The organism is Candidatus Poriferisodalis sp. (assembly GCF_965208925.1).
GTDB lineage: Bacteria > Actinomycetota > Acidimicrobiia > Acidimicrobiales > Poriferisodalaceae > Poriferisodalis.
On sequence record NZ_OZ242364.1, the window covers coordinates 1,064,011 to 1,083,513 of the forward strand.

Genomic DNA, 19,503 nt, shown 5'->3' on the forward strand with positions numbered 1-19,503 from the left:
ATCTAACGACGAGTCATGCCTATTCTTCACACCTATGCCGCCCCAAGAGAACGTGGACCATCGTCGGGGAGCACGCGGGTTGGTGCGTCAGCAGCAAGACACGCGGTTCGACGGCAGACGCCGAATGTTGGCCAGTGTTCTCACTGTGCTGCTGCTGTTGATGTTGCCGATCCCGTCGGTGTCTGCTCAGAGCGCGGCGTTGCCCGATGCGCCGAGCGAGAGCGAGATTGAGCAGGCTCGTCTGTCGGGTTCGGTGCATTCGAGCCTGCCGGAGCTGTGGCCCAATCTGTGGCACGCGGCGCGCCTGGGGACGCTGCGTCTCGAGTGTCCTCAGACGGTGGTGGAGGGCGACGTGATCATGTGCTTCGTGCACGAGTACTCGCTCGTGGGCAAGATCTGGCTGACGGTGATCGATCTGGGGAACATCTATCGGCTGCCGATCCCGAACGTGACGGCAACCGCGTCCTCAGCGTCGGTGCCGTCTGAGCAGCTTTCGGGTCGTTTCGTGTCCCCCGGCTTCTCGGTGGAGTCCAACAAACGCTGGTGGGTATTCGTGGACACCGTCGATGATGACAGTTGCGATCCCCAGCCGTACTCGCTGGAAGTGAGCATGGCTGGCTTGGGCCAGTCTGCCGTGGCAACGGTGACGGTGCTCGACGACGGCGACGCCAGCGCGCCGGGCGAGTCGGACGAGGAGTGTGTGGCACCGGTGCCGATAGAAGTCCTGGACGCATCGGCGTCAGAGGGCGACGACTCGCTGGTCTTCACGCTGCGCGCCACCGGCGCAGCGCCGACAGGCGACGTGCAGGTCGACTACGCGCTGGCACCCGGTTCGGCATCTGCGGGGGCGGACTACAGCGATGTGTCGGGGACACTGACGATCCCCGCAGGCATCAGGCATGCAACGATCTCGGTGCCGTTGACCGATGACACCGTGATCGAGGGCGACGAGTCGTTCAGCCTGACGCTGTCGAACCCGGTGGGGGTGGTGCTGTCGGACGCGTCGGCAACCGCAACGATCACCGACGACGACGGCACCGCGACGCCTGCGCCGTCGCCGCCGGCTGTGTGCGGCGATGTGGTGCTCGTCGGCTCGGTTCGTGACGTGTTCGATATCACCCAGTCGGGCTTCGCAACAGATCACCACGCATTCATCGATGTCGATGTCACATGCCCAGACACCGGTTCGCCAGCGGGGCTTCCCATCGCCATGTCAGTAATCGAAGGGCCGCAGGCAAGCCTCGACGCGAGCACTTACTGCCTGGTGCAGGTCGGCACACAAACACTCACGGCATCGGCCGCAGCGGCCGCTGGGTGCGAGACCGTCGCGGTGGCGCGACCTGTCGGAGACACAGTCGGCGGCCGTTCGACACATCTGCTGCAGATTCCTGACGCGAGCGTCGGGCAGACTCACCAGCTGCTGGTGTGGGTCGACGCCGACCGCGACCAAACACACGACCGTGGCGAACCCTACCAGTACGTAACGGCCGATTTCAGGGGCCGCTCCGTGGGGGGCGGCACACTGATCGACTTCGATCTGCCGAACAACTTCGAGGCATCGCTGGTAACGCCCTACAGCGACCGCGTCAGCCGCGCTGGCCAGTACACGACGCTGCGGCTGAGCCTGAAGACTCGCACCGACGAAGTGATCGGCCACACCCTCGGCCGCCCCGTCTACCGCAAGGACCCGATTGCAGGCGCCCCGATAGCGGTGTCGACACTGGCGGGGCCCAGCCGCACCTCGGAGGTGACCTGTTCCACGCCGCCCACGATCGACGCGCCCTCGCCGGGCTACTCCGACACCTGCATGAGCGACTCGTCGGGCTACGTGGATGTCAGGTTCCGGGTGCCGCCGGGCGGTGTGAGCGTGCTGCGAGGCCAGCAGGACAGGCTGCGCGTGTGGCTCGACGACGACCGGGACGGCCGCTACGACTTCGAGACCGTCGACGAGAACCAGCGCATCGTCACCCCCGAGCCCAGCACCACCGTCGTCGTGCCGGTGGCCAAAGCCGTCAGCTACGTCGCGTTGGGCGACTCGTACTCCGCAGGAGAGAACGGCCGCAGGAACTTCCCCGGATTCGTCGGCAGCTACAGCAACCGTGCAGACACGGCCGACGAGCAGTGCCGCAGGTGGGACCGCGCCTACCCCGAGGTGCTGCAGCGACGCCTGCTGCGCAGCGGCGATGTCACCATTCGTGTCGAGTTCGTCACATTCGCGTGCGTCAGCGCGAGGCCCCAGCATGTCTATGACGCCTTGGACCCCCTCGGCACCAACACCGACTCGCGGAGCCTCAAGACCGGCCGGCCGGCACCGGACGTGACCGGGGAGCCTCGTCAGGCCGCGTCACTCGCTGGAGTGCAGGGAATGGGAGCAGTCGATCTGGTGACGATCACCATCGGCGGCAACGACTTGAGCTTCACTGAGATCCTCAAGGACTGCGTGTCGCCCTTTTTCCAGAACAACGACACGACGTGCGATGAGAGCGATGTCGTTGACTGCGCGATCGCCGCCAACGAAGGCCATCTCACCGAGTGCACGACGCCCTTGAGCTACGACGGCGTCTTCGAAACGGTCGAGCAACGCGTCGCTGACGTTCTGACGCATGTCAGAGAAATCGCTCCTCAGGCGTCGGTGATGCTGCTGGGCTATCCGTACCTGACGCCGGTTATGGAACCGTGCGGTGGACTCACACGCGACCAGATCGAATCGACCAACTCCAGCTACGAGACATTTCGAGACGCACTCGGCGACACTGAGAACCTGCTCCTAGTGGAGTTGTTTCGTCAGGACTATGAAGACAAGCTGCGCGATTTGGGCCTCTCCAGCGTCTGCCAAGACCGGCTTGAGACCTATCTCGAAGCCTTCTACGACTGCCAGAGCTTGGACGCGGGCGAAGTCCTATTCGCCTTGGGCAGCAATTGGGCCGACAATCTTGGAAGCGATGCTATTGCGCAGTTTGCCCCAGGAGTTGTGAAGGTTGATCCGGGGGAGGCGTTGTTCTTGCGTCAGGGGGCGGATGATCTGAACACTGCTTTGCGGAATGCGGCGTCGCGTGCAGGGGTGCATTTTGTGGACGTGGTGGGCGGTGTGGATTCGTCGTTGCACCCGTCGGGGTTTGCTGGGCATGACCAGTGCAGCGGCGAGCCGTGGCTGAACGGTTTCGTGGCCGACGACGTCGAGGACAATGGCGCGAATGGCAAGACGTTCCATCCAACGGTGGCGGGCCATGTGGGGTATGCGGAGATCTTGTGGGACTACGTTCGCAACGCGATCCGCGACCCCGAGGTCGGCTTGAACGAGGCGGGTCTTCCGGTCAATCCGGACCCCCAGGACGAGGACGATGCAGCCGCGGCAGGTTCTGGGCACTCCGGTCGTAGTACTGCGGGCGGCTCCTCTCAGGTCGATGCCAACGATGGCGCCGAATCGAGCGACGCTGAGGAGGACACGAGCTTCTCGTGGGGTGTGCTGGCGGTGAAGCGAGCTGCGATGGTGTCGGGCTGCGAAGCGGCTTTCGTGTCCGCGGCGGAGAAGGTGACGCTCACCGCCGGCGGCTTCGCGGCGAGCTCGACGGTGTCGTTCGTTGGTCGTGCGGCTTCGGCGGGCGATGCGACGCTGACCAATCCGACGATTGCTGACGCGACCGCGGACGCGAACGGCCGCGTCGAGGTGTCGTGGACGGTGCCCGCAGCGCCCGCGGCCAGCGTGGACGCCGCGCCGCGTGGTTACCTGTTCCAGGCAACGGGCGCGGACGCTGCCGATGAGACGCGGCACGCGTTCATGACGGCCCCGCTGCTGGCCTATCCGGGCACGGCGCCGTGCGCAACGGCCGACACGGCGTCCACGACGCTGGGCCAAAGCGTGCAGGCCCGGGTGCTGGACAATGACACGGCACCGACGGGCGGCTCGTTGAACGCCTCCTCGGTGCGGGTGCGTCCCGCCGAGGGCGGCACGTTCGCGGTCGATCCGGCGACCGGTGTGGTCACCTTCACGCCTGATGGGGGGTTCTGGGGCGCTGTAGAGGCGTCCTATGTGGTATTCGACGGTTGGGGTGTCGGGCTCGCAGCCGATCTTGTGGTCACGGTCGACGCGGGCTGCACGGTCACCGGCACTGCCGGGACGGTGCTGATCGAGGGCACCGAGGGTGACGATGTGATCTGCGTGCCGGACCGCGACGACTGGCAGGCGTTCCATGTGATCGACGCAAAAGGCGGCGTTGACGTGATCCTGGGCGGCGCCGGGACCGAATGGATCTATGGCGGGGCCGGTGATGATGTGATCTGGGGCAACGGCGGCGATGACCGGATCGTGGCGGGCGCCGGTCTGGACACGATCCACGGCGGTGCCGGAACGGACTCGATCTACAGCGTGGACACGGCCGACACGATCGTCGACGACAGTTACGAACTGGTCGTGTCCCCGTCAGTCGTGGTGCCACAGTCGGGCCCCGCAGCCGAGGACGACTGGGCGTGGGCCGAAGCGTCCCAGACCATCGAGATCGACGTGCTCGGCAACGACAGCGACCCCAACGAGGACCTCGTATCCGGCTCGCTTCGCATCACAGTGCCCCCGACGCTGGGCGCCGCCGTCGTAAGCGAGACAGCCGACGACCGCCGCGTGGTCAGCTACCGGGCACCTGCCGCTGCTGGTTCGGACTCGTTCAGCTATGAGGTGTGCGACTCGCTGGGCAACTGCGCCACAGCGCGTGCGACCGTGACAGTAGGAGCGGTCTGCACGATCACCGGCACCGAGGGCGACGACACGCTGTGGGGAACGCCGGGCGATGACGTGATCTGCGGCTTGGGCGGCGATGACGTGATCCACGGCCAGGGCGGCAATGACGCGCTCATCGGCGGTGCAGGCGACGACAACATCGCGGGCGGCCAAGGCGACGACGTGCTGGTCGGCGGTCCCGGCGACGATTACGGGTCGGGCGGACGCGGCGACGACACCATCTGGGGCGGCGACGGCGACGACGCGCTCTACGGCGACGACGGCAACGACACCGTCTGGGGCGGTGACGGCAGCGACAACCTGAGCGGCAACGACGGCGACGACCGCATCTCGGCTGGCGCGGGCGACGACATCGTGTGGGGCTATGCAGGCAGCGACCGCATCTGGGGCGGCCCCGGCGCGGACCGCATCTGGGGAGGCATGGGCGACGACACCCTCTGGGGCGGGGCAGGCAACGACGCGCTGCGCGCCGGTGTCGGCGACGACGTGCTGTGGGGCGGCCGGGGCAACGACACCCTCGAAGGCGCAGCAGGCACCGACTCGCTGCACGGCGGCACCGGCAACGACCGGATCGACGGCGGCGACGGCACCGACGTGCTGTGGGGCGGCATCGGCGACGACACCCTGTGGGGCAAGAACCATGACGACGAACTCCACGGCGGCCCCGGCGCAGACACCTTGCGCGGCGGTCTCGGAGACGACCGGATCTGGGGCGGCCCCGGTGATGATGACCTCAACGGCAACAACGGCACCGACCACCTCGACGGTGGTGAAGGCATCGACGCTTGCAGGCGTGCCGCCACGGCGGCCGGCTGTGAATGAGCGATCAAGCCGGGCGGGAGCACCGCCTGACGCGTACAACGTCGGCGAGACCACCGACCGACGCGGGTTCATGCCTGCGCCGGCCGATCCCCGGAGGCATCTAGAAGATGGCCATTTGGTGGCGCTGGCGGATGCCGGGCGGCGATTCTGGGCCCGGGTGATCGACATGGCGGTGCTCAGCCCGGCGGTGCTGGTGATGGTGGCAGCCTTCCTCTACTGGGGCTCCGCGCTCGTCGGCGAATCCATAGCGTCAATTGGTCACCGGTCGTACGACCCACCTGCCTTTTGGGAACTCCCTACCTCGAAGGCGGCCCTGGCGGCCTTGGTGCTGCTGGTGTTGTATGAGCCGGTGATGGTGGCGCGCTGGGGTGCCACGGTGGGCAAGCTGGCGATGGGGCTCAGAGTGGTTCGGGTCGCGGACGCGAGCACGCCGCGGGTGTTGAGGTCTGCAGCGCGGGCGTTGGTCCCGAGCCTCGCAGGCGTTCTGACGTTCGGCATCGGCTGGTTCGTCGTGTGGGTCGTTCTCGCACTGTCGCTCGTGTTCGATCAGGACGAGCGCGGCTGGCACGACAAGCTGGCTGGAACCGTGGTGGTGACAAGGGCGTGGATGCTGTCGTCAGGTGACGCCGAGGCGGGCGTCGCTCGGTTGCGGCGCGCGCGGCGAGACCGCGGGGACAATTCGATGGACGAGCGCTGGCGACAGTTCATGATCCGGGAAGTGCCCCAAGTTCGGAGGGGACGATCCCGATGACAGTTGATCGTGAATGAGCACCCGGGTGGCTTGAGCAAGCCGCTCGGCACCGGCGGGGCCAGCGAGACCAGGGATCGCGGCGGGTTCATGCCGGCTCCAGCCGATCCTTGGAAACGTCTGGAAAATGGCCGCTTAGTGGTGTTGGCGGATGCCGGGCGGCGATTCTGGGCCCGGGTGATCGATATGGCGGTGCTCATCCCAGCGCTGTGGATGGTCCTCGGCGCTCTCTGGAGCCTCATTTGGCATGACTTCGCACTCTTCGACCGCACCTTGCAAAGTGATCCCCCAGCGCAGTTGTATGTCCTGCTGTGGGCGGGGCTGGCGATGCTGGTGCTGTACGAGCCGGTGACGGTGGCGCTGTGTGGCGCGACGGTGGGCAAGCTAGCGATGGGCATCAGGGTGGTTCGGATCGCGGACGCGAGCGCTCCAGGGTTGGCGCGGTCCCTTGCGCGAGTATTGGTCCCGAACGCTGCGGGCGTGCTGACGTTCGGGATTGGTTGGTTTGTGGTGTGGATCGTCCTCTACCTATCGCTCGTGTTCGATTGGGACGAGCGCGGCTGGCACGACAAGCTTGCCGGGACGGTGGTGGTCACGAAGGCGTCGGTGGTGTCGGCGGGTGGGATTACGGCGGGTCGTGCTGGGACGCGAGCCGCGCAGCGTCGGGACCGAGAGCGCAGTTCCATGGATGAGCGCTGGCAGCGCTCCATGAGCCGGGGCTCGTCGCACGGAGATGAGGACAGCCGCCGCGGTGATGCCCGCCCATGAGTGAGCGGCCAGGCGGAACATGAGGGCCACGCTGCGCCACCAACACGGGGTTGCTGGCTGCTCAGTTGCTCGCCTCAGCTTGGTCTGCCGAACACCTTGCCGCCATCCGGCAGACCCGAGCGAGGCCCAGGAAGCACGGCCTCCTAGTTGTTGAGGCGGACGCCGTACGGCATGGGTGCCTGCATGTTCAGGCCCAGCGTGACGCCGGACACGTACGGGGCATACAGGGCGTTCTGGCCGCCGTGGGCTAGCGGCAGCACCACACCGCGGTCGATCAGGGCTTCCATGACCTCGGCGTACAGGTCATAACCCGCCTCCACGGACGGGGCATTGAGCGCATCCACCAGCGTGTCCTCGAGATCGTCGAGGTCGCCGAGGCGGAATGCGTTGAAGCGCCCGGTCTCACGCATGAACTCTCCGAGAGCGACAGCAGGATCGCTCGCCGCACTCGCTCGTCGCCCAACGGGGAATCGAACTCGCCGGCGCGGTCGGTGACGAGCAGGTAGGCGAAGAAGTTGGGCACCGAGATCAGCACGTTGCCCGCTTCGGTGCCTGCGTCGATCTGCGCGTCACGCGTCGTCGACATGATGTCGGCCTCGCCGGTCAGCAGCGCACTCAGACGTGCGTTGTTGTCGGGAACGGCAGTCACCGTCACGGTCTCGACGCCCTGGTCGGCCGGGTTCCAGTAGTTCGGGTTGAGGTTGTAGACCTCGGTCACGCCGGCCTGGCTGTCAGCATCGGGGACCCGTTAGTCAGTCCAGTCGGCGTGGATCCCTATTGCTGGACCGGGTTTGTGGGAGTCAGGCGGCGGCTCAGTGTTGTTGTCGGCGTTCGTAGTCGATGGGTGACATGTTGCCCAGGGTCGAGTGCCGGCGGCGCAGACCTCCTGGGAGAACGCCCAAGATGTGTATTGGGGGCCGTGGTCGGCTCGAAGATCCCGGCTCGGTCTCGAAGCACCGCCAGATCGATCTCGCCGATCTCGGTCTTGACCGTCTTGGGAGCCGACCCGTTGCGAGAGTTCCCCGATCCGCGGCCCTCCACCGCGTGACGCTCATATCCCAGATGCTCAGTCATCTCGACCTCGAGGCCAGTCTGGAGCACGCCGCGGACCCTCAAACCACGCCGCTTACACAGAATTCCTGACAGTCCCCCCTCCCCCACCCCACCGGTGGATCTGGGCTTAGTGGCGAGTGGCTGCTTCGAGTGTTTGGAGGTAGAAGCGATGTGCGCCAGGTCGCAGCTGTCGGTGCAGTTTGGTGAACGTCTCGCGGGCCTCGCCGGCGAGCCAACCGGTGGGTGTGACTGATAGCGGCAGGCCGGGGTCGGCGTAGGGCAGCGGTCGCCAGGCGCTGATGTTGTTCATGAGGGCCACGAACGCGTCGCGATCGGCGCCCGGCTCGGCCATCCACGCCTCGAAGATCGAATGCTGCGTTGCCAAATACTCGCCGTACATCTTGTTGATCACGTCGAGATCCCATGCCCCAACCGCGACATGGGGCTCATCGCCGTGCGGGCGGAAGTCGCCCTCGAAGAACGAGACATAGCCGTCGAGTCCGCTGCGACGCAGCATGGTGCGGGCCTCGTCAGCCAACGCCGCCGGCGCTATCCATGACGCTGCCGGACCGGGCGCGAACCCGAGGCGAGCCAGCCTCGAACGAATGAGGTAGCGCTTGTTGCGCTCTGGCTCGGGGATCGAGAAGAGCACCAGCAGCCATCGGTCGTCGCTGGGCCGAGCTCCGTTGCCGAAGATGCGCCGGTCGCCTGCTTCGAGGATCTCGCGCCCGTCGGCGCTCAGCGCATAGCCGGCTTTGCCGTCGACTCGCTCGGGCACCAGCAGCCCGGAACGTTTCATGCGAGACGCCGCGGATCGCACTGCCTGCGCGTCGACATCGAGCTCGCGCAGCAATGCGATGAGTCCGCTGACGGCGACCCAGCCCCCGTAGTCACGGGCGAACAGCCCGTAGGCATCGAGAATGCGGTCTCTCGGGGACTTCGTCATAGGGTCCTGAGCACCGTCCCGCCGCTACTCGCCCGCCAGCGCCGTCAGCCCGCGCCGCTGGAGCTTGCCCGTCGGCGTCGTGGGCAGCGGCTCGGCACAGAATGTGATCCGGCGAGGGTACTTGTAGGGGGCAATCGAGGCCTTCACGTGGTTCTGCAGTTCGCACGCCAGCGAGTCGGTAGCCGACGATGGGTCGCGCAGGTGGACGAATGCATGGACCACCATCCCCCGATGTGCGTCAGGCGTGCCGATGACTCCCGCCTCGGCGACCGCCTCGTGGCTCAGCAAAGCCTCCTCGACTTCGGGGGCGGCGATGTTGTAACCGGAGCTGATGATCATGTCGTCGGCGCGGGCCTGATACCAGAAGTAGCCATCGGCATCGCGGACATAGACGTCGCCGGTGAAGTTCCAGCCGTTGCGCACATAGGCGGTCTGGCGGTCGTCGTCGAGGTAGCGGCAGCCGATCGGCCCGCGCACGGCAAGCAGCCCTGCTTCGCCGTCCGGGACGGGAGTGCCGTCGGCGTCGAAGATCGCCGCCTCCCACCCCGGGAGCGGCTTGCCGGTCGAACCGGGCCGGATCTCGGCGCCGGCCGCCGAGATGAAGATGTGCAGCAGCTCGGTCGCGCCGATCCCGTCGGTCAGCCTCAGGCCGAGCTCGCGCTCGACGAGCTCGAATGTCGACTGCGGCAGCCACTCGCCGGCCGACACTCCGCATCGCAGCGAGGACAAGTCCGGTCGGGGATCGAGCGCCACCATGGCCCGGTACGCCGTGGGCGAGCTGAAGCACACGGTGGCCCGTCGTTTGACGATGAGCTCCGCCAGCGCGGCGGGACCTGGCTCGTCACAGAACCAGGTGCACGCTCCTGCTCGCATCGGGAAGACGACCTCCCCGCCCAAGCCGAACGTGAACGCCAGCGGCGGACTCCCGACGAACACATCGTCGGGGCCTGCGCGCAGGATCGGCTCGAACGCGTCGGCGATCACCAGCAGGTCGCGGTGGAAGTGCACAGCGACCTTGGGGTCGCCGGTAGTGCCCGAGGTGGACGCCAGCAGGGCAGGATCGGTCGCAGCAGTGTCCACAGCGACGAAGTGGCCCGACTTGCCCGCAGCCGCGGCATTGAGATCACCGTTCGGGCCCCAGATGGCGACTGGGCCGCTGGCCGCTCGGCGCAACTCAGCTTCCATTCCCGCTTCGCACAGCGAGACCGCCGGCTCGCACTTCGAGATCACCTTCGCAAGCTCGGCGGCACGCAGCAGCGGCATGGTGGTGACCGCCACGGCCCCGGCTTTCAGCACGGCAAGCCAGGCAGCCACCATCCAGGGAGCATTGGCGCCCCGGAGCAGGACGCGGTTGCCCGCAGCGACGCCGTAGTCCTCGACGAGCACTGCGGCGATCCGGTTGGCGCAGTCAGCCACCTCGGCGTACGACCACACGTCGTCGCCGAGTCCCATGCAGGGGCGCTGTCCCCAGCCCCGCTCGATCGCCCCGTCCAGCAGGACTGCGGCAGCATTCAGCCGGGTCGGGTAGCAGTACCGCGACTCGTCAAGCCTGATCTGCGGCCAGTGCTCTGCAGGCGGCAGGTGATCGAGGACGAACCGGTCCACATGTGCCGTCGCAGCCGCAGTGCCTGTGCTCATATCCAGCCGCTCATACCCGTTCGGCCAATGCCGTCGATATGACGATCTCTAATCGAACGCTATATCGAACGGATGCCCGGCGCAAGGGATTCGGTTCGAGCTGTGACTGAGGAGCCCGGCGGTAGGTGCACCCGCTGCGGAGGCGGCAGGAGCCCACTGCTCCCGCGATCCAGCAGGTCGCAAGCTCGCAGAGTTCTCCTGCCGCCTCCGCAGCTATGACATCTGTGCCTGTTGGCTCGAGTCGTCAGGACGTGATCTTGCGGAAGCGGGCGCCGTGCAGGATGCCGCCGTAGTAGTTGAAGACCTCGCGGGCGTTCGCATCATCGAACGGGTAGTCCGCGCCGAGCTGCGTGGCTGCCGCCAGCCCGGTCACGAAGCAGGTCTCCTGGCTGTTGACCAGCGTGTGCGCCCCGCAGTGCCAGCTGCGGCGCTTGCCCTGGACGAAGCGGAACAGCGGCACGAGCAGCGCCACATGACGCACGTCGTGCACGACGTGCTGGAACCACCAGCGCTTGATGACCTTGGTGTCGTCGATGGGCGAGATCGGGTTGTAGGTCACCAGGCACGGCTTGTCGGAGCCGTAAGCCCAGGGCTGCTGGTTGTGCATGATGTAGGTGATCTCGTAGTTGTCCGGCCTGGCGCCGTACTGCTCGACGTGATTGGTGCGAGTTCGCAGGCATTCCACCTCGTCGTCGGGCAGGACCGACGAGTCCCAGTGCACCAGCGTGTGATTGTGCAGCTCGCTCTCGTAGCGGACCGACGTCAGCAGGAAACGCTCCAGCGCGGTGGGCTGGTCAAGCATCATCAGGGTCTGGTTGGCGTTCGCAGCGAAGATCACCTCGTCGAAGGTCTCGCGGACCCCGTCGGCATCCTCGACGACCACCTCCGACTCACCGCGGTACACCTTGCGGACCGGTCGGCTCAGGCAGATCTTGTCGTGGAAGTCCGCCGACAGGTGCTCGTAGATGCGCCGCGTGCCCTGATCCCAAGTCTGCATGGGCGTCGCCGATTCGATGTCGAAGAACTCGAGATAGCGCGCGAACAGCGCGGCGGGCATGTCGAACACGTTGGTCGCCATCAGGAAGTTGACGAACATCGGCTTGAGGATCTTGTATCTGAAATCAGCAGAGAACCCGCCGAGATTCAGCACTGTCCTCATGCTGATGTAGTTGAACGGGTTGAGCGCGTTGAGGAGCTTCGACCGTGCCCGGGTGAGGCGGCCGAACGAGTGCAGGCGTTGCAGCAGGCGCTGGAAGCGCTCGATCTCGTCCTGCAGCTGATCCCTGATGTCGGAGTCGAAGTCGTGGGCGTACCTGCGGCCCTGGTACTTCACGCTGTAGTTGAACTTGGTGTCGAACAGCTCGATGCCGAAGCGCTCCAGCAGCAGCAGGACGTGGTCGTAGACCGATGGAATGAGCGCTGTGACCGAGATGTCGAACGGGATCGATGTGCCGTCGTCCTGGGGCATGTCGGCGGTGTACGCGTTGCCGCCGAGGCGGTCGTTGGCCTCGTACAGCCGGAAGTCGAACCGGTCAGGATGCTGCGCCAGCGCCCACGCTGCGCCCAGTCCCGACATGCCGCCACCGATGATTGCGATCCTGCGCTGCGTCATCGTGCTCCCACCGCTCAGGATGCCTCAGCGCGCTTGCAGGGATTCGAACCCCGAACCTTCTGATCCGTAGTCAGATGCTCTGTCCAATTGAGCTACAAGCGCTAGCGCACGCCACAAGCGGGTCTCGCGGCCCGTCGGCGCCCGAACAGTCTAGGAGAGTGTGTCCGCGGGGCTTCAAGATTTTTTTGCGAGCGCCGAAGCTCCGCCGGCGTTCGCCCCATTAGGGATCGCCGGCTTCAGGGCTGCGTCGATCTGCGGAGCTTGCTGCGCGGGCGATATCGGTTGGGGGGCGGTTGAGGGATTCGGCGGCAGCTACGACGTCGTCCCACTCGGGCTTGGATCGGTGCGGACCGTGCTTGACCCGGATGGTGTGCCCGCCGACATCGACCGTCGACGTGTGCCGTTCGAGTGCTGTGCGCACGACGGTGCGGGCTCGCAGCCCCAGCGTGCCGGTGAGTTGCGCTGCCAGGTCGGCCAGCCGCGTGACATCGGCGGGTTCGCACAACGCCGTCAGCGTGTACGCCGGGCGGCCCTTCTTCATCACGATCGGGACGGCCCACGCATCCAGCGCGCCGGCACCGAGCAGCGCGTCGATGGCATGTCCCAGCACCTCGCCGGAGACATCGTCGAGATTCGTCGCCAGCTCCACCAGATCGGTCGTGCTGCCGGCTCCCTGGACGGCAGCCAGGGCAGCGGTCAACGACGTCGCCTGCTCGGTCCCCGCAACCGTGCCGATCAGCACGCCGGTGACGTTGGGGCGGCCCGGCAGCTCACGGGTACCGGCACCGAATCCGGAGCTGGCGATGGTCATGGTCGGCGCCGCGCCGAAGTGACCGGCCAAGGCCGCGACGATGGCGGCCCCCGTCGGCGTGGTGAGCTCCCGGTCGACGTCCACACCGACGATCGGTCGGTCGGCGAGCAGATTCACCACGGCGGGCGGCGGGTTCGGCAGCACGCCGTGAGCCGCGTTGATCGTGCCTCTGCCCACGGCGACCGGTCCGCAACACACGGCGTCGACGCTGAGCGATTCGAGCGCGGCGCACACGCCCACGATGTCCACGATGGCGTCGAGCGCACCGACTTCGTGGAAGTGGACCTCGTCGGCCGGCACCCCATGTACCTGGCCTTCCGCGACTGCCAGCGCTTCGAACACGGCCAGCGCGCGGCCGCGGACTCGATCAACCAGCGGTGCGGCTTCCAGCAGCGACCGGATGTCGCGCCAGCGGCGATGGTGATGTCCTTCGGGTGCATCGACGATGGCGCGGGTCGCGGCGAGTTCATTCCTGGTCACCCGCTCGCTGCCGAGCTGCCAGCCGTCAAGGCCCAGCGTCTGCAGTTGCTCGGTCACATAGCCCAGGTCCGCGCCCGCATCCAGCAATGCGCCCAGTGCCATGTCGCCGGCAATGCCGAAGATGGGGTCGAACCAGGCCACGGTGCTGCCCGACAGTTCGCCTCCCGCGGGCGCAGCGATCCCGGCCGGCGCAGGACGCGGCTCGACAACGGGCGCGCCGGCGTCGTGGCTGTCGTGCATCACTCCGCGCCGCCGTCGGAGCGGGCCGCCGAGTCCAAGATGCGCATGGCCGCCATGGCTGCTCCGAAACCGTTGTCGATGCCCACCACGGAGATGCCCGCCGCGCATGACGCGTGCATGGCCAGCAGCGCCGTCACGCCGTCGAGCGCGGCGCCGTAGCCGGCGCTGGTCGGCACGGCGATGACCGGCGCCGAGGTGACGCCAGCAACCGCCGTGGCCAGAGCCCCCTCCATCCCGGCCACCACGATGACGACCTCCGCCGCTGCCAGCGTGTCGATCTCGGCCAAGAAGCGGTGGAGGCCCGCGAGGCCGATGTCGGTCACCGCCGCGGCATCGATGCCGAATGCGCCGAGCACCGCTGTCGCTTCGGCTGCCACCGGTCCGTCCGACGTGCCTGCCGAGGCCACGACCACCCGATCGGAGCGCTCCGCGGCGGCGCGCCACACCACGGTTGCCAAGTCGGCCGAAGACGTTCCTGCATCGCCTGCCGAGTCGGGTTCCCGGTCGGCTGGGCGATGCACTACGCCGTCGGGGCACGCAGCCAGTGCTGCTGCCACCTGATCGGAATTCGCCCTTGTCAGCAGCACCGGCCCGGATCCGCCGCTCAGCATCTCGGCCACGATGCGCGCGCACTGGCTGGGCGACTTGCCCGGCCCGTACACCGCCTCGGGATGGCCCGTGCGCAGCGTCCGGTGATGGTCGATGCGGGCGCCGGCGATGTCCGCATACGGCAGCCGGCGCAGTCGCGCCAGCGCGTCGTCGGCACTCACCGTCCCGTCACGAACCTCCGCCAGCAATCCGGCGATCTGTTCAGCGTCCATCGCCTGCCGTTCTACCCGCCGCGGACCGGGGTTCGGTGCCCGCGGCACGGTGCGTATCCTGCCCCGATGGCCGCTGCCGCTGCACCCGGGGGCACCCTTGCCCTGTCGCCGTCGACCCGCATCGGGTACATGGGCCCGCGCGGCACCTTTACCGAGGCTGCGCTGGCGACCCAGCCCGACCTGTCGCAGTGCACGCCTGTCCCGCTCATCTCAGTGCCCGAGGTGCTCTCGGCGCTCGACGACGGGACGGTCGACTACGGCTTCGTGCCAGTGGAGAACGCCATCGAAGGAGCAGTCAACGTCACACAGGACGCGCTGGCGTTCGACTTCGACTTTCTGATCCAGCGAGAAGTGGTGGTGAACGTCCAGCTCGATCTGATGGCGTTGCCCGGCACCGCCACTGCCGAGGACTTGTCGGCCATTCACACCGTGCTGTCGTTCCCGGTGGCTGTCGCCCAGTGCCGTGCCTTCCTGCACACCCAACTGTCCGACGCCGAGATCGAGGCAGCCACCTCGACCGCCCTCGCGGCCCGGCGCATCGGCGAAGAACAACTCGCCGGCGTCGCGGCCATCGCCAGTCCCACAGCCGCAGAGATCTACGGGCTCGAGACCGTCGTGGCCGGCATCGAGGACCATCGCGAGAACCAGACCCGCTTCCTGCTGCTGGCGAAGAACCAGGTGCCGCCGGCCAGCGGCAACGACAAGACCAGCATCGTGGTGTTCCAGCAGCAGAACGAGCCGGGCAGCCTGCTGGGAATCCTCATGGAGTTCGAGGCCCGCCGTCTCGACCTGTCCCGGCTGGAGTCGCGACCGACCCGGCGCGGTCTCGGCGAATACTGCTTTCTGCTGGATTTCGAGGGTCACATCTCCGATGAAGTCGTCGCCGATTGCCTGCGGGCGCTCAAGATGAAGCAGCGAGACGTCAAGTTCCTGGGCTCGTTCCCTGCGGCGAACGGCAACTCGTCAGGCCGTGAGCGCGTCAGCGAGGAGGCCTGGACCTCGTCGGACGACTGGCTGAAGTCGCTCCGCCGCCTCATCAGCTGACCGCCGCTGATGCGCCCCGACGCCGACCGGCCGGCTGAGTTTCCTCGTTCGGCCGAGTACGACCGCGATTGGGTCCTTGACAACATGATGGGCCCCAATGCGCTGTGGCTCACGGAGTCGCTGGCCGAGTCCATGGAGCTCAGCCCGGGAATGCGCGTCCTCGACTTGGGCTGCGGCCGGGCACTGAGCTCGATATTTCTTGCCAAGGAGTTCGGCGTGCAGGTGTGGGCGACCGACCTATGGATCGACGCCAGCGAGAACTACCGCCGGATCTGCGCCGCCGGCGTCGAGGACCGGGTGTATCCCATCGGGGCCGAAGCACATGCACTGCCCTTTGCCGAGGGGTTCTTCGACGCCATGGTGAGCATCGACGCCTATCACTACTTCGGCACCGACGACCTCTACCTGGAGAGTCACCTGGCCGGGCTGGTCACGGCCGGCGGCCAACTGGGCATCGTGGTTCCGGGACTGGTCGAAGAACTGACCTCAGCCGGGCCGCCGGAGCATCTCCAGCGCTACTGGGAGCCGGCGTTCTTCAGCTTCCACAGCCCGGCGTGGTGGAAGCGGCACTGGGAACGCAGCGGGATGGTGGCTGTCGAGCTGGCCGACCTCGCACCGGACGGATGGAAACTCTGGATGCAGTCGGATCTGATGTGGTCCGAACGGCTCGACAAGCCCACCGACGAGGCGGACATGCTCGCCGTCGATGCGGGGCGCACTCTAGGACTCGTCCGTATGGTTGCCCGCCGCAATGAACAGCCGCCGAATCGCCTCGAGGAACTGGACTGCGGATGAATCAGCCCGCCCATCCACTCGGCGAGATCGTCCGTCACGGCAATGGGGACACGAGCCTGCGCTTCGAACGCCAGCTGGCGCGTCCGCCCGAGCGGGTATGGCGTGCGCTCACCGAGAGCGACCAGCTCCGGCACTGGATGCCGTGCGACATCGTCGGGGCTCGGGCAGCAGGAGCCGAGGTCGCCGCCCCATTCTGGGAAGACATCGTCGCCAAATACGGCATCGAGGACACGGTGCTCACCGGACGCATCGTCACCTGGCGCCCACCCAGCACCTTCGCCTGGGAATGGGACGACGAGCTGCTCACCTATGACCTCGAGCCATCACCCGCCGGCACACAGCTCAAGCTGAACGTGGATCTCGGAAGCAAGGGCCCAGACGTGCACCTCGTGGCCGCGGGCTACCACATCTGCCTCGACCAACTGTGCGCCCTAGTCGACACCGGCGAGGCACCGCCGTTCACCAACGCTGACCCAAGCCAATACGAAGCCCTCTACGCCCAACTCGCCGACGATTGAGCAACCAGCGACCTTCCTACGCGTCCAACCGCCTTTGGTGACCGCTCACCGCGTCAGGGACCTACCGTTGACCTATGGACGGCAGTGTTGCTCATGGCGTTGGTGAGGCATCAGCGCGCAGGGCGCCGCACGAGAACACGATTGCCGGAGCGCGGCCAGAAGACACCTCTGCGGAGGCGTGGCATCGGCTGACCACACGATGGGAATCGATGACACCTGCCCAGCGAGTTGCGCTTGCCTCAGCAATGTCGGCAGCCATCGAGACGGCAGTCCGGGGGGGCCTCCTGGCCGAAGAGCCCGATGCGAATGAATCGCGTATCCGCTATCTCCTGGCACAGCGACGGTACGGCACCGAGATTGCAGAGGCCGCCTTCGGCGCCAGCGGTCGATGGTCGCCGTGACCGATCCCATTGCGCTGGCACTGCGAGTCGCGGCCATCTTGGACGAGCACGACGTCAGCTACGCCTTGGGCGGCTCGCTTGCGAGTTCCATGTTCGGCGAACCGAGAGGCACCATTGACATCGACATGGCGATTCGCCTAGAGCAGCGGCAGCTCGCCGATCTCGTGAACACGCTGGAAGTCGAGTTCTACGTGCCCGTCGAGGCCGCCCGGCAGGCAGTCGAGCAGAGCACGTCGTTCAACCTCATCGATGACGACGGTCTCAAAGTGGATCTCTTCGTGCTCGGCGACACCACGCTGGACCAGCACCAACTCGAGCATCGACAGCGCATCCTCGTGACGGAAGACCCGCCCCAGTATCTGTGGGTGAGCGCGCCCGCCTCCCAAGTGCTGCGCAAACTGGAGTGGTATCAGGCAGGCGGATCCGTTTCGGAACGCCAATGGCGTGATGTTGTCGGCATCCTGAGGGCACAGCGCTCCACGCTCGATCTCGCCAACCTCAAGCACACGGCACAAGCAATTGGACTCGGAGAGCTTCTGGACACGGCGCTGCGCAATGCCGAAGACAACTCCTGAGATCGGCGTTCGGACGGCGGCTACACCCAGGGGCAGTTGGAGTTGCGGTCGCCGAAGGTGCCTCCGGTGCGGTAGCGGTCCAGCGTGAACGGCTTGAGCTCGTCGGGCTTGTCGCCGTGCACCATCATCTCGGCGGTGAGCTTGCCCACGCCGATCATCTTGAACCCGTGGTTGGAGTCCGCGATCACCCAGGCGTTGTCGGCCACGTAGTCGAATACCGGCACGTTGTCGGGGGTGAACGCCCCGATGCCGCCGTTGCGGCGCTCCTTGAAGTACGGCCGCAGGTCCTCCAGGCGCTTGAACAGCATGCCGAGCGTGGCGCAGTAGTAGTCGGCGAACCACTCCTCGGCCTGGTACTCGTCGTTCAGGTGGCCGTAGGGCTCCACGGCTGCTCGCGGCCCGATCTTGACCGGGATCGTGCCGCCTTGCAGGCCGGGCGCGCCCACCCGCTCGGCGGCGTAGCGCGTGTATGTGTAGAAGTGGTCCTTGAGGAACCGGCCGTCGGGTGAATACACCGGCGTGTTCATGAGCTCGACGTGCAGCACCGGCGAGTCTTTGTGCTGGGCAGTGCGGAAGTCGACGCCGGGCGGCAGCAGCACTTCGCCTTCGAGCAGCCGCCAGTACGTCCACATGTCCATCTGCTCCTCGACGTGCCCGTCGGGGTACAGCACGTCGAGCTGGCTGGGGCCGCCGAGCCACTCCCAATGCGTCGGCGTCCACGCCCCCGCACCCACCACGACCTGCTCACACGCGATCGACCCCTGGGTGGTCTCCACCGCAGTGACCGAGCCCGAGTTGTCGAACTGGTAGCCGGTCACGGTGGCGCCGTAGACCCGCTGCACACCCCACTGGCGACACTTCTGGTCGAGGCCCCACACGGCCAGGTGCGTGCCGGCGTAGCCGGAGCGGTGCTCGTGCAGCACCACGTCGCAGTTCTCTGTCTTGAAGTCGGGCCAGAGGTCGGTGAGAAAGGCGCGGGCCTCTGCACCGGTGTAGACGTCGGAGGGGTAGCCGCTGGCTGCTTGGGACGCTTGGAGCTTCAAGTAGTCGTCGGTCTGGTTGGCCTCGCCCACCGACACGTAGCCGACCTGCTGGAAGCCGAGGTTCACCGGGTCGGATTCCCACACCTCCACGCTGGCTCGCAGAATGGCGTGCAGAGGCCCGGTCATGTACATGTTGCGGACGCAGCCGCAGGCCAGCCCCGTGGCGCCGGCGCCGGGGCCCTGCTTGTCGATCAGCACCACGTCGCTGCCCGAGCCCTTGCCGGTGCGCTCGAGGTACATGGCCAGGTGATAGGCGCTTGACAGCCCGTGCACGCCGGCGCCGACCACCACGAACCGGGCGTGGGGCGGCAATGGCACGGCATCGAACACCGGGATGGCGGCCGGGTTGACCGCCTGGCCGCCCACTTCCGGCGGCAGGGGCCGGTTGGCGAACGGGTACCACTGGTTGTGCTCTGTCGGATTGGGGATGGAATTGGTCATTGCTGTCCTTCTTTC

The 19,503-nt window shown here is 66.8% G+C and carries 16 protein-coding genes, 1 tRNA gene and 1 pseudogene; 8 read left to right on the plus strand and 10 right to left on the minus strand.

Annotated elements, in window-relative coordinates; genetic code table 11:
• Positions 1 to 124: 124 nt before the first annotated feature.
• From ACOGI5_RS04555 to ACOGI5_RS04565, 3 genes are read left to right on the plus strand one after another with little or no spacing between them, the layout of a single operon-like run.
• Positions 125 to 5,554 carry an Ig-like domain-containing protein gene (locus tag ACOGI5_RS04555; protein WP_419863282.1) on the plus strand — a complete coding sequence of 1,810 codons (5,430 nt, stop codon included), beginning with the start codon at positions 125 to 127 and terminating at the stop codon, positions 5,552 to 5,554.
• Positions 5,547 to 6,305, plus strand: a complete 759-nt coding sequence (locus ACOGI5_RS04560; protein ID WP_419863283.1) for an RDD family protein — start codon at positions 5,547 to 5,549, stop codon at positions 6,303 to 6,305. The genes ACOGI5_RS04555 and ACOGI5_RS04560 overlap by 8 nt, the downstream gene beginning before the upstream one ends.
• A 30-nt stretch (positions 6,306 to 6,335) precedes the next feature.
• On the plus strand, positions 6,336 to 7,070 hold the full coding sequence (locus tag ACOGI5_RS04565; RefSeq protein ID WP_419863284.1) for an RDD family protein: 735 nt from the start codon (positions 6,336 to 6,338) through the stop codon (positions 7,068 to 7,070).
• A 143-nt stretch (positions 7,071 to 7,213) separates the two neighbouring features.
• On the opposite strand, the gene ACOGI5_RS04570 is transcribed toward ACOGI5_RS04565, so the two are convergent.
• The 9 genes and pseudogenes from ACOGI5_RS04570 to larB form a co-directional block, all read right to left on the minus strand.
• On the minus strand, positions 7,214 to 7,357 hold the full coding sequence (locus ACOGI5_RS04570) for a hypothetical protein (RefSeq protein WP_419863285.1): 144 nt from the start codon (positions 7,355 to 7,357) through the stop codon (positions 7,214 to 7,216).
• Positions 7,345 to 7,788, minus strand: a complete 444-nt coding sequence (locus ACOGI5_RS04575; protein ID WP_419863286.1) for an ABC transporter substrate-binding protein — start codon at positions 7,786 to 7,788, stop codon at positions 7,345 to 7,347. Before ACOGI5_RS04575 ends, ACOGI5_RS04570 begins: the two co-directional genes overlap by 13 nt.
• A 206-nt stretch (positions 7,789 to 7,994) precedes the next feature.
• Positions 7,995 to 8,171: pseudogene (locus ACOGI5_RS04580) on the minus strand (transposase); the annotation flags it as partial.
• Between the two features lie 79 nt (positions 8,172 to 8,250).
• Positions 8,251 to 9,069: a PaaX family transcriptional regulator C-terminal domain-containing protein gene (locus ACOGI5_RS04585; RefSeq protein ID WP_419863287.1), complete on the minus strand. Its 819-nt coding sequence runs from the start codon at positions 9,067 to 9,069 to the stop codon at positions 8,251 to 8,253.
• Positions 9,070 to 9,093: 24 nt separating this feature from the next.
• Positions 9,094 to 10,707 (minus strand): AMP-binding protein, encoded by a 1,614-nt coding sequence (locus ACOGI5_RS04590; protein WP_419863288.1) that lies wholly within the window; start codon positions 10,705 to 10,707, stop codon positions 9,094 to 9,096.
• Positions 10,708 to 10,951: 244 nt separating this feature from the next.
• Positions 10,952 to 12,319: an FAD-dependent oxidoreductase gene (locus ACOGI5_RS04595; protein WP_419863289.1), complete on the minus strand. Its 1,368-nt coding sequence runs from the start codon at positions 12,317 to 12,319 to the stop codon at positions 10,952 to 10,954.
• Between the two features lie 28 nt (positions 12,320 to 12,347).
• A tRNA-Arg gene (locus tag ACOGI5_RS04600) sits at positions 12,348 to 12,421 on the minus strand.
• 118 nt (positions 12,422 to 12,539) lie between these two features.
• Positions 12,540 to 13,850, minus strand: a complete 1,311-nt coding sequence (gene larC / locus ACOGI5_RS04605; RefSeq protein WP_419863290.1) for a nickel pincer cofactor biosynthesis protein LarC — start codon at positions 13,848 to 13,850, stop codon at positions 12,540 to 12,542.
• The gene (gene larB, locus ACOGI5_RS04610) at positions 13,850 to 14,671 is read right to left on the minus strand and encodes a nickel pincer cofactor biosynthesis protein LarB (RefSeq protein ID WP_419863291.1); all 822 of its coding nucleotides are present in this window, start codon (positions 14,669 to 14,671) and stop codon (positions 13,850 to 13,852) included. The genes larC and larB overlap by 1 nt, the downstream gene beginning before the upstream one ends.
• Positions 14,672 to 14,737: 66 nt before the next feature.
• On the opposite strand from larB, the gene pheA reads away from it, so the two are divergent.
• The 5 genes from pheA (at position 14,738) to ACOGI5_RS04635 (ending at position 18,004) form a co-directional block, all read left to right on the plus strand.
• Positions 14,738 to 15,715, plus strand: coding sequence for a prephenate dehydratase (gene pheA / locus ACOGI5_RS04615; RefSeq protein WP_419863292.1), 978 nt, complete (start codon positions 14,738 to 14,740; stop codon positions 15,713 to 15,715).
• A 9-nt stretch (positions 15,716 to 15,724) separates the two neighbouring features.
• The gene (locus tag ACOGI5_RS04620; RefSeq protein ID WP_419863293.1) at positions 15,725 to 16,510 is read left to right on the plus strand and encodes an SAM-dependent methyltransferase; all 786 of its coding nucleotides are present in this window, start codon (positions 15,725 to 15,727) and stop codon (positions 16,508 to 16,510) included.
• On the plus strand, positions 16,507 to 17,028 hold the full coding sequence (locus ACOGI5_RS04625) for an SRPBCC domain-containing protein (protein ID WP_419863294.1): 522 nt from the start codon (positions 16,507 to 16,509) through the stop codon (positions 17,026 to 17,028). The genes ACOGI5_RS04620 and ACOGI5_RS04625 overlap by 4 nt, the downstream gene beginning before the upstream one ends.
• Positions 17,029 to 17,237: 209 nt before the next feature.
• Positions 17,238 to 17,429: a hypothetical protein gene (locus ACOGI5_RS04630; protein WP_419863295.1), complete on the plus strand. Its 192-nt coding sequence runs from the start codon at positions 17,238 to 17,240 to the stop codon at positions 17,427 to 17,429.
• Positions 17,426 to 18,004 (plus strand): hypothetical protein, encoded by a 579-nt coding sequence (locus ACOGI5_RS04635; protein ID WP_419863296.1) that lies wholly within the window; start codon positions 17,426 to 17,428, stop codon positions 18,002 to 18,004. The genes ACOGI5_RS04630 and ACOGI5_RS04635 overlap by 4 nt, the downstream gene beginning before the upstream one ends.
• 20 nt (positions 18,005 to 18,024) lie before the next feature.
• Here ACOGI5_RS04635 and ACOGI5_RS04640 read toward each other — a convergent pair whose 3' ends face one another.
• Positions 18,025 to 19,488, minus strand: a complete 1,464-nt coding sequence (locus tag ACOGI5_RS04640) for an NAD(P)/FAD-dependent oxidoreductase (protein WP_419863297.1) — start codon at positions 19,486 to 19,488, stop codon at positions 18,025 to 18,027.
• Between the last annotated feature and the right edge of the window lie 15 nt (positions 19,489 to 19,503).